This window comes from Aequoribacter sp., assembly GCF_965659035.1.
Lineage (GTDB): Bacteria > Pseudomonadota > Gammaproteobacteria > Pseudomonadales > Halieaceae > Aequoribacter.
Map to the genome: position 1 here is coordinate 13,506 of NZ_CBFHWH010000031.1, position 8,911 is coordinate 22,416.

The 8,911-nt window shown below is 51.5% G+C and carries 12 protein-coding genes; 4 read left to right on the forward strand and 8 right to left on the reverse strand.

Features of this window, described 5'->3' with window-relative positions; all coding sequences use genetic code 11:
- The coding region (locus tag ACTF5Z_RS06570; protein ID WP_438984961.1) for a cytochrome c oxidase subunit II transmembrane domain-containing protein at positions 1-506 on the reverse strand (506 nt) is incomplete at its 3' end.
- A 312-nt stretch (positions 507-818) separates the two neighbouring features.
- The gene (locus tag ACTF5Z_RS06575) at positions 819-1,067 is read right to left on the reverse strand and encodes a YheV family putative zinc ribbon protein (RefSeq protein WP_423848884.1); all 249 of its coding nucleotides are present in this window, start codon (positions 1,065-1,067) and stop codon (positions 819-821) included.
- A 50-nt stretch (positions 1,068-1,117) separates the two neighbouring features.
- On the opposite strand from ACTF5Z_RS06575, the gene ACTF5Z_RS06580 reads away from it, so the two are divergent.
- Positions 1,118-1,672 (forward strand): gamma carbonic anhydrase family protein, encoded by a 555-nt coding sequence (locus ACTF5Z_RS06580; RefSeq protein ID WP_009575351.1) that lies wholly within the window; start codon positions 1,118-1,120, stop codon positions 1,670-1,672.
- 4 nt (positions 1,673-1,676) lie between these two features.
- Here ACTF5Z_RS06580 and aroE read toward each other — a convergent pair whose 3' ends face one another.
- The 6 genes from aroE to ACTF5Z_RS06610 form a co-directional block, all read right to left on the reverse strand.
- Positions 1,677-2,534: a shikimate dehydrogenase gene (gene aroE, locus ACTF5Z_RS06585; RefSeq protein ID WP_438984962.1), complete on the reverse strand. Its 858-nt coding sequence runs from the start codon at positions 2,532-2,534 to the stop codon at positions 1,677-1,679.
- A 2-nt stretch (positions 2,535-2,536) separates the two neighbouring features.
- Complete coding sequence (hemF, locus tag ACTF5Z_RS06590; RefSeq protein WP_423848882.1) at positions 2,537-3,433, reverse strand: oxygen-dependent coproporphyrinogen oxidase; 897 nt, start codon at positions 3,431-3,433, stop codon at positions 2,537-2,539.
- A 12-nt stretch (positions 3,434-3,445) separates the two neighbouring features.
- The gene (locus ACTF5Z_RS06595) at positions 3,446-4,003 is read right to left on the reverse strand and encodes an L-threonylcarbamoyladenylate synthase (RefSeq protein ID WP_438984963.1); all 558 of its coding nucleotides are present in this window, start codon (positions 4,001-4,003) and stop codon (positions 3,446-3,448) included.
- Between the two features lie 4 nt (positions 4,004-4,007).
- Positions 4,008-4,511 (reverse strand): 5-(carboxyamino)imidazole ribonucleotide mutase, encoded by a 504-nt coding sequence (gene purE / locus ACTF5Z_RS06600; RefSeq protein WP_423848880.1) that lies wholly within the window; start codon positions 4,509-4,511, stop codon positions 4,008-4,010.
- A gap of 72 nt (positions 4,512-4,583) precedes the next feature.
- Positions 4,584-5,705 (reverse strand): DNA-processing protein DprA, encoded by a 1,122-nt coding sequence (gene dprA / locus ACTF5Z_RS06605; protein WP_438984964.1) that lies wholly within the window; start codon positions 5,703-5,705, stop codon positions 4,584-4,586.
- A gap of 36 nt (positions 5,706-5,741) precedes the next feature.
- Positions 5,742-6,767, reverse strand: coding sequence for a LysM peptidoglycan-binding domain-containing protein (locus ACTF5Z_RS06610; RefSeq protein ID WP_438984965.1), 1,026 nt, complete (start codon positions 6,765-6,767; stop codon positions 5,742-5,744).
- 191 nt (positions 6,768-6,958) lie between these two features.
- Between ACTF5Z_RS06610 and def the strand changes: the two genes are divergently transcribed.
- The 3 genes from def to ACTF5Z_RS06625 all read left to right on the forward strand — a co-directional run.
- On the forward strand, positions 6,959-7,465 hold the full coding sequence (gene def, locus ACTF5Z_RS06615) for a peptide deformylase (protein WP_438984968.1): 507 nt from the start codon (positions 6,959-6,961) through the stop codon (positions 7,463-7,465).
- Complete coding sequence (fmt, locus tag ACTF5Z_RS06620) at positions 7,465-8,433, forward strand: methionyl-tRNA formyltransferase (RefSeq protein WP_438984966.1); 969 nt, start codon at positions 7,465-7,467, stop codon at positions 8,431-8,433. The genes def and fmt overlap by 1 nt, the downstream gene beginning before the upstream one ends.
- Positions 8,430-8,911 (forward strand): transcription antitermination factor NusB (locus ACTF5Z_RS06625; RefSeq protein ID WP_438984967.1); only part of this gene is annotated, 482 nt, incomplete at its 3' end. The genes fmt and ACTF5Z_RS06625, both read left to right, overlap by 4 nt.

Genomic DNA, 8,911 nt, shown 5'->3' on the forward strand with positions numbered 1-8,911 from the left:
GTGTTGTAAATTTCGTCTTGAGGGGTACGCAGATTACTGAAGAACGAGACGTTTTCGCCGTTGTCATTCAAGTACTCGTACTTCCACTTCCACTGATAGCCTGTAATCAGGATGTCCATTTCCGCGTCTTCAGTGTCGTAGATATGGATCAGCGTTGAAGTGGCAGGTACGGCCATACCGATCAAGATTAGGAACGGTACCACCGTCCAGGCGATTTCAACCGTGGTGCTCTCATGAAAATTTGAAGCCTTGTGGCCGCGCGACTTGCGGTGGTAAATGATGGAATAAAACATTACCCCAAATACGACCACCCCGATCGCAACGCAAATCCATAAAATTGCGCTATGAAGGTCGTAAATTGCCTGCCCCGCACTTGTCACGCCTGGTGACATGTCCATTTGATTGACCTTTGACCCCGAGGCCAAAGCTCCGCCGCTCAGCGCGGTGGCAATCAAGGCGGCGGCGTATCCTACTTTTGCGCGCAGTCGCTCAATTATGAAACCCATTCTGCTGTGTCTCCGTAAATTAATTTTGTTTGGCGTTGACCCCGCTCCCCATTACGACACCTGAAGCGCCTCGCGACATCAAACACGGTACACGACCACAGCCTGTGGAAACTGATAGATCGCGCAGCGCCGAGATTATAGACGATGTTTCAACGAAAAACACTAAGAGCCTGATTCAGATCAACTTTTTTGCCGAGTCACGAGTGAGCCGCCAAATCCCTATATGTAGATAGATACACAAGGGACGAACACCATATATCGTTGTTTAATGTATTAGAATGTTCCGACAGCAAGAAGCTTGTACAAATCGTGTTAAGAATCTTTTTTTGCACCAAGAGGGGGATCCATTAAGCGGACGGGTTCAGCCGGGGTTTCGGTACGACGCGACAGACCCCGGCTCACACGAGTCGGCAATTCTGAGGGGCCTGGGGCTTGGGGCCGCGCTTCTTGAAAACCGCAGTCTACGCATTCTCGTAAATCCGCGTCCATATCGACCACAATAGTATCCATTTTTGCACATCGTGGGCACACGGCTCCCGCTATAAAACGACGTCGACTCATAGTATCCTCCTGTTTTGTACAGTGTAGCGTTTCTGAAAGGTGTGAGGTATATGGCAGCAGTTCGAAAATTTAAACAGTGGACACCAAAGCTTGGTAAGCGAGTGTTTGTTGATAAAAGCGCTGTGGTCCTCGGGGACGTAGAGCTTGGCGATGACGTCAGTGTTTGGCCACAAGTATCAGTTCGCGGTGATATGCACCGAATTCGGATTGGCGCCAGGACCAGCGTACAAGACAACAGCGTGTTGCATATCACCCACGCCGGCCCCTTCAATCCCGACGGGTGGCCACTCATTATTGGTGAAGATGTGACTATTGGTCATAGCGTCACCTTACACGGCTGCACGATTGGTAATCGCGTACTCATTGGAATGGGTGCAATCGTGATGGACGGCGCTATCGTAGAAGACGAGGTCGTCGTGGCCGCCGGCGCATTGGTGACGCCCGGGAAAACGCTCGAAAGCGGCTACATGTATGCGGGTTCACCCGCCAAGCAAATTCGGCCCTTAAAACAAAAAGAGCGCGACTTTTTCACCTACAGCGCGGGCAATTACGTGCGCCTTAAAGATGAGCATATCGAGGAGTACGGCTGCGGTTACGATTGGTAGCCGCCTAAGCTGCCGCTAAAGAGCCCCGAAGATGATTAATCACGCTCGCAGTATCGGGCCGCTCTTGATGCCATATGTAAAAACTCTCCGCCGCCTGCTCGACCAGCATGCCCAGGCCATCAGAAACCGCCCACGCAGCGTTCTCTGCGGCCCAACGCATGAATGCGGTAGGCTCAGCGCCATACACCATGTCGTAGCAACAACAGCGGTCACCCAATAGAGAGTCGGGCAAGTCAGGCGTTTCGCCTTTTAGGCCTGCACTGGTGGCGTTGATGATCACGTCAAACGCCAGCTCAGCACTGAGATCCGTTAAATCTCTCGCCCACACCTTACCTAAGTCTGCAAATTCTTGCGCCAAGGTCTCTGCTTTGGTAAGTGTTCGATTTGCCACCACCAAACATTCAGGGCTCTCGCGGAGTAAAGGCTCCATGACACCGCGTGCGGCGCCACCTGCGCCCAGCAATAAAACCCGTGCGCCTCGCAAATTCCAACCGTGATTTGCGACCATGTCTCGTATTAAACCGATGCCGTCAGTGTTATCGCCATAAACGCCGTCGCCATCGGGTTTCAGTGTGTTGCAGGCCTTTGCTCTAACAGCTCTGGCGCTGTGGCGCGAAGCCAACTGGTAAGCCTGCTCTTTAAATGGCACGGTGACATTGAGCCCCGACCCACCCGCTTTAAAAAAATCGGTCACTGAGCGCTCGAAATCGTCCAGTTCAACGCGAATAGCCCGATACTGAAGTGATATCCCAGTTTGTTTCGCAAATTCTGCGTGGATAAACGGAGAGCGGCTTTGTTTGATCGGATTACCAAACACCGCATACTTTCGCTGATCAACCACCGTCCTCGTGTCATCGCTCATAGCTATACCCACTCTTTCGAGATCAAGTATTTAGACAATAAATCTGCTTCCGGTGACCCCGCGTCCGGTTCATACGCGTATTCCCATCGAACCAAAGGGGGTAAAGACATCAAAATAGACTCTGTGCGCCCATTAGATTGCAGCCCAAACAAAGTGCCGCGATCGAACACCAGATTAAATTCAACGTAACGCCCCCGACGGTAGAGCTGCCAATCTCGTTCGCGTTCACCGTAAGCTATATCGCGACGACGCTCGACAATGGGTCGATACGCTCGCATATAAGAATCACCGACCGAGCGCATAAAATCAAAACAACGCTCAAACCCACCTTCATTCAAATCATCATAAAACAAACCGCCAACACCGCGGGGCTCTTGCCTGTGGGGTAAGTAAAAGTAATCGTCGCACCAGCGCTTATATTTTGGGTACAACTCCTCACCAAAGGGCTCACACGCCGACTTTGCGGTTCTATGCCACTCAACACAATCTTCTTCAAACCCATAGTAAGGGGTCAAATCGTAACCGCCACCGAACCACCAAATAGGTTCCTCGCCCTCTTTTTCGGCCACAAACATTCGGACATTGGCATGCGAGGTCGGTACGTAGGGGTTTCTGGGATGAATAACCAAAGACACACCCATGGCCTGAAAGCTTCGACCCGCAAGTTCTGGTCGGTGGGCCGTGGCCGATCCGGGCATTGATGCACCTTGCACGTGCGAGAAATTAACACCGCCTTTTTCGATCAGCGCACCATCAGAGATCACCCTTGAGCGACCACCTCCTCCCTCGGGACGCTCCCACGCATCGGTCGCGAACTCAGCGCCATCGAGGTCACTTAATTCATTGCAAATCGCTTCTTGCAAGCTCAGTAGATAGTTCTTTACCGCCCGAATATCCATAGTATTGACCTATCACTCCCGAAGAGTTTCACCCGTTAGACCGTGCCGAATTACACTGGGCTTCTGTAAACCTTGGACCCGGCCGGGCATAATAAAATCCACTGACCGACCAAAATATTGCCTGACCTCCTGCGCCGTCATCGCCGGAGCCTGTCCTGCGGGGTTAGCTGACGTGGAGATAATGGCACCGCCAGCCGCTCGAGCCAAGTCACGAACCACAGCGTACGCACTCAAACGGCACGCGATAAAGTCAGATTCGCCAGTAACCCAGCTAGGCCACAAGTCATCGTGCGGCACTAACCAAGTATTTGGACCGGGCCAAGTAGCTTTAATGGTGTTTTTGCGGTCCTGAGGCAGAGTCCGTAATAGTGTGTCTGCCACACCCTCGTTCGCCAAGGCGACAATCAGCCCTTTTTGCCATGGTCGTTTTTTTAACGCCAGCAGACGCTCGACCGCTCCTTTGTTAAAGGGGTCGCACCCCAAACCCCACACACCTTCGGTAGGATAGGCAATGACCCCGCCACGCGCTAACACCGCTCGCGCTCGCAGGCAGTGAAACGGGTAACGCATCGTTTTAACCTTTGAGTTGAGCCTGTAACGCTGCGTTTTTGTCTTCGATTGCACGAGCATTATCTGCACGTTCTTCGCGCAAAGCCTCGGCCAATGCGGGGTCCGATACTGCAATGATTTGCGCCGCTAAATAGGCCGCATTTTTGGCGCCCGCTTTACCAATAGCAACTGTCGCCACCGGAATACCTGCTGGCATTTGCACGGTAGAGAGCAAGGCGTCTAAACCATCCAGAGACGCATTCATAGGCACACCAATTACGGGTTTTACCGTCGTCGCCGATACGGCGCCGGCCAAATGCGCGGCCATACCCGCTGCTGCGATAAAAGCTGCGCAGCCTCGTTTATCGGCGTCCTCAACAAAAGCCTTGGCAGCCGCTGGCGTACGGTGTGCCGAGGTAATTCGAACCTCAAAGGGAATACCGAATTTTTTCAGAACGTCGAAGCTGGCTTCCATAACGGGTAAATCGGAATCAGACCCCATAACGATCGCAACAAATGGTGCGCTCATAATCACTTTCCTCTGGTTGCTTATTGCAAAGATAGGGCGCGCATCTTAACAATGAAACCCAATAAGGTAAATTTAAAGTCGAACGTAGCCAAACCCCGACACCGTGATGCAGTTAGCCAACTCCAGTTCCAGCAAGTGTTCTTGCACCCAGGTAACAGGCTTTTTAACCCGCGCCGATAAATCGACACTGCTGACCGGAGTATCGCCCATTAAACGTAGTAGGCGCTTGCAATCGGGACTTAGATCTATAGTAAGAACGCTTTGATCTTCGGGCATCGACTGTAACTCGAGTCTTAAATCTGTTTTTGCCAACGCCAACCAAACATCTTGAAGATCTCGAATTACACCGGCGCCATCAACCACAAGATCCAAACACCCCATACCCTGGTGGTGTAACACCGACCACGGAAAAACCATGAGTTCTTTATTTTGGTCCAAGGCATGGCGGGCAGTTATCAAGGAGCCACTGTTACGCGCGGCTTCAACTACTATGACGATGCGTGACAGTCCGCTGACAATCCGATTACGCTTGGGAAACGTGTAATGAGCAGGGCCCGTGCCAACAGGGTGATCAGACAGCAAACAGCCGCGCTCAAGGATCTGCTGGGCCAATCGATGATGTCGCTTCGGGTAGACCTGATCAATACCGGTGCCTAGCACCGCAATAGTGTGTCCCGATTCCAAGGCGCCTATGTGCGCAAAAGCATCAATTCCAATCGCCATACCACTGGTAACGACTAAGCCATTAGCAGCGAGATCGCGGGCGTAGGTTTGCGCCAATTTCTGCGCTTGCGGAGATGCTTTGCGCGCACCCACCATCGCTATCTGCGGGGTATTCAAGTCCTGCCAAATCCCGCGCCGATACAATACGGGCGGGGGGTCGGGAATTTGCCGAAGCAGTATCGGATAGGCGGCATCACTCGGAATTAAGACCTGAACGTCAAGATCACGAAGCAAATCGACAACCTGCCGCTCCTCAGGGCGTAATCGTCCAGAGCAAATTCGCTGCAAGACGGCTTTGTAGACGATGCAGGACGCTCCGGTGTCCGATTCAAATGCAGCCCACTCTTGAGCTGAGCCGGCCAAAAGTGCAGAAACATTGCCAAAGTGCATGAAGGCAGCTGCGAGCGAAGGATCATTGCCGCGGGTGGCGCTGTGCAACAGCGCCATAACTTCCTGTTCTGAGAGGTCCATAGATCATCCTTGATCGACCGATGTAAAAGTTTTTTGTTACGGGGTTTTAACTTTATCCATGACAGACAAGGGTCGACTCGCTTTGAGTACGACCGCCAAACTGGACTTGTCGAACACTTCAAAGACCATGAGCAAGCCGGCGCGCACATCCGGCAAACGCACCATGTCACCCTCAAGTTCATCACGCACGCGCGCGCCAGTTTGATAAATGTGCAGCATGTGGCCCACTTCTAAGCCGTCGCGAGCACCTTTATTCAATATGACTGTGTTCAATGAACCTATTTGATTGACCCCGCCCTCAACGGCAATCATGTAGCCGTCGCTCACCTCAAATTCTGGAGCGCGAGGTTGATACGCCGCATCCAAAATTCGTTCCCGGAGCGGCAGTAAACGATCCCCTTGACGAATTTCTTCTTTTACCGTTTTAACTTCGAACTCGGTTAAATCCGAGCTGTCAGAAGAGCTCTCAAGTTTTTGGGCGGACCCAATTAAGCGCGCCTCAAAACCCAAGGCTTCGCCAGTGACGGGATCTTTGAACTGCTGACCTACGCGATAAACCCCATACATGGTGTCTTGCTTTGATTGGGTTTTAGCATGAATAGCCCCCCGAGCAACCACAACATCGCCAGGTGCACTTAATAAGTTCTGTTTGTTGGAGGCCAAGGTATAGGGGGCATTTTCGGCCTGTTCTTTGTCTAACACACGATTACGGCGCAAAAATGCACCTATCTCGTCTAGCCCGATTAATGGAATGGCTAGATCTAAGGGCGTGACGCGCATTCCAGGTTTGAGTTTTACCTCGCCACCGCGTGAAATACGTAACTGTGGTCTACCACCCTTAGGCACACGTAAACTGAGTACATCTCCTGGGTAGATCAAGTCTGGGTTATCGATGTGAGGATTGCCTGCCCACAATTCCTGCCAGCGCCAGGGCTCAGACAAGTACATATCGGCAATATCCCACAAAGTATCACCTGACTGGACACGGTATTCTGTCGGTGCCCCCGGATTTACCTCAAGCAAATCCTCAGCGTTGGCTGTGCTTGCGATAACTAAGGACATGAACAGAGCCCACCACAGACGACTGACTCGACACAACATAACTAGGCAACCTGTTATTTCAAACTTTTGGATATGACAGCATGATACTCTTTGTGGGCAAAATTCACAGCCCCTGAGCGATTTCGATGAAACGTTAACCTGCACTTAGCCATTGCGGTATAATGCGTGGTGAACTTAACGACTTTACGATTATGGCTTTACTGCAAATTCTAGAATTCCCCGATCCTCGCTTGCGCACCATCGCCAAACCTGTGGTAGAGGTGACAGACCAGCATCGCGCTCTTGTTAAAGATATGTTCGAAACCATGTACCAGGCGCCGGGCATTGGTCTTGCGGCAACACAGGTGAATGTGCATGAGCGCATCCTCGTGATCGACGTCAGCGAAGACAAATCAGAACCACGTGTATTTATTAACCCCGAAGTAGAGGTACTTGACCCAGAGCTGGGAGAATACGATGAGGGGTGCTTATCCGTTCCTGGCTTTTACGACACCGTATGCAGACCTCAGCGAATCAAGGTTCGAGCTCTCAACGAACAAGGTGAAGCCTACGAAGAAGAACTGGGTGGCTTGCTAGCAATTTGCTTGCAACACGAAATTGACCACTTGGACGGCAAGCTGTTCGTCGATTACCTGTCTCCCTTAAAACGCAATCGCATCCGAAGAAAGCTTGAAAAAGCTCACCGAGCAAAAGCCTAATGGCGGCGCAGACTCTTCGCGTAGGCTTTGCTGGAACGCCAGAATTTGCTGCCAAACACCTGCAAGCGCTATTGCAACATGGATTTGATATACCCCTCGTGCTCACGCAACCCGACCGACCCGCGGGGCGCGGCAAAAAGCTTATGCCAAGCCCAACAAAAATCGTGGCAGAAACTGCCAACATCCCGGTTTGGCAACCCACTAGCCTAAAAGATGACCATATCCAAAAAAACCTGGCAGACCAAAACCTAGATGTACTTGTTGTTGTTGCTTACGGCATGTTGTTGCCCCAAGCAGTGTTAGATACACCAAAGTATGGTTGTTTAAATGTACACGCATCTTTGCTCCCACGCTGGCGCGGCGCAGCACCGGTGCAACGAGCGGTTGAAGCAGGCGATAACGAGACTGGTGTTTGCATAATGCAAATGGAGGCGGGCTTGGACACGGGTCCTGTTCTTGCGGTGCAGACCTGCCCTATTACATCAACGACAACTTCAGGGTCTTTATTCAGCGAACTCGAAACACTCGGGGCAAAAACACTCATTACCACTCTCAAAGACCTAAAAAACCTGCAACGCCACGCTGAACCACAAGATCAGGAAAAATCTACTTACGCCCACAAAATTACCAAAGCTGAAGCCTTTATCGATTTTAGCCAATCAGCCCTTACCGTGGATCGCAAGATTCGGGCTTTTTACCCATTCCCGGGTGCTTTTACCAGTGCCAATGACGAGCGCCTAAGAATTCATGAAGCAGCTGTCATTGATGAGACAAGCCAATCAGAGCACCCCGCGGGAACCATTCTAGATGCCTGTGGGAAAGGCATTCAGGTGCAGTGCGGCGCAGGCATTTTAAACCTTACTCAAGTGCAACTGCCCGGCGGTAAGGCCTTAGCAGTGAGAGATGTGCTCAATAACAACAAGAATCCTTTCGTCGTAGGTGCGATACTTGGTAGACCTCTGGCATGAACCCCTCTATTGCAAGACTCAGCGCGATTCGAGCTGTAAGCCAAGTCCTGACAGGTCACGCGATTCGAGTCTCGGATTTTGATCAGGGTCTGGATCCTCAACAAAAAGCGTTTGCTCACCAACTAGCGCAGGGCACCATCAATGCGCTACCAAGACTCAGTGGGCTGCTGAACCAATTGCTGTCGAAACCCATCAAACCCAAAGAAGCCGAAGTTCACGCTATTTTGCTGACAGGCCTGTATCAAATTGAGTACATGCGGACCCCGGACCATGCGGCAGTCAACGAAAGCGTGAATCTGGCGAAAAAGCTTAAAAGAACATGGGCGATTAAACTCATCAACGGTTGTTTACGTCGCTTTCTTCGAGAGCAAGATACGCTCCGCGCAAATTTAACCACCGCGGCGGAAGCCGCTCATTCTGAGTGGATGTACCAAATGGTCGTCGCACAATGGCCAGAACGCGCAGCAGAGATTATTGA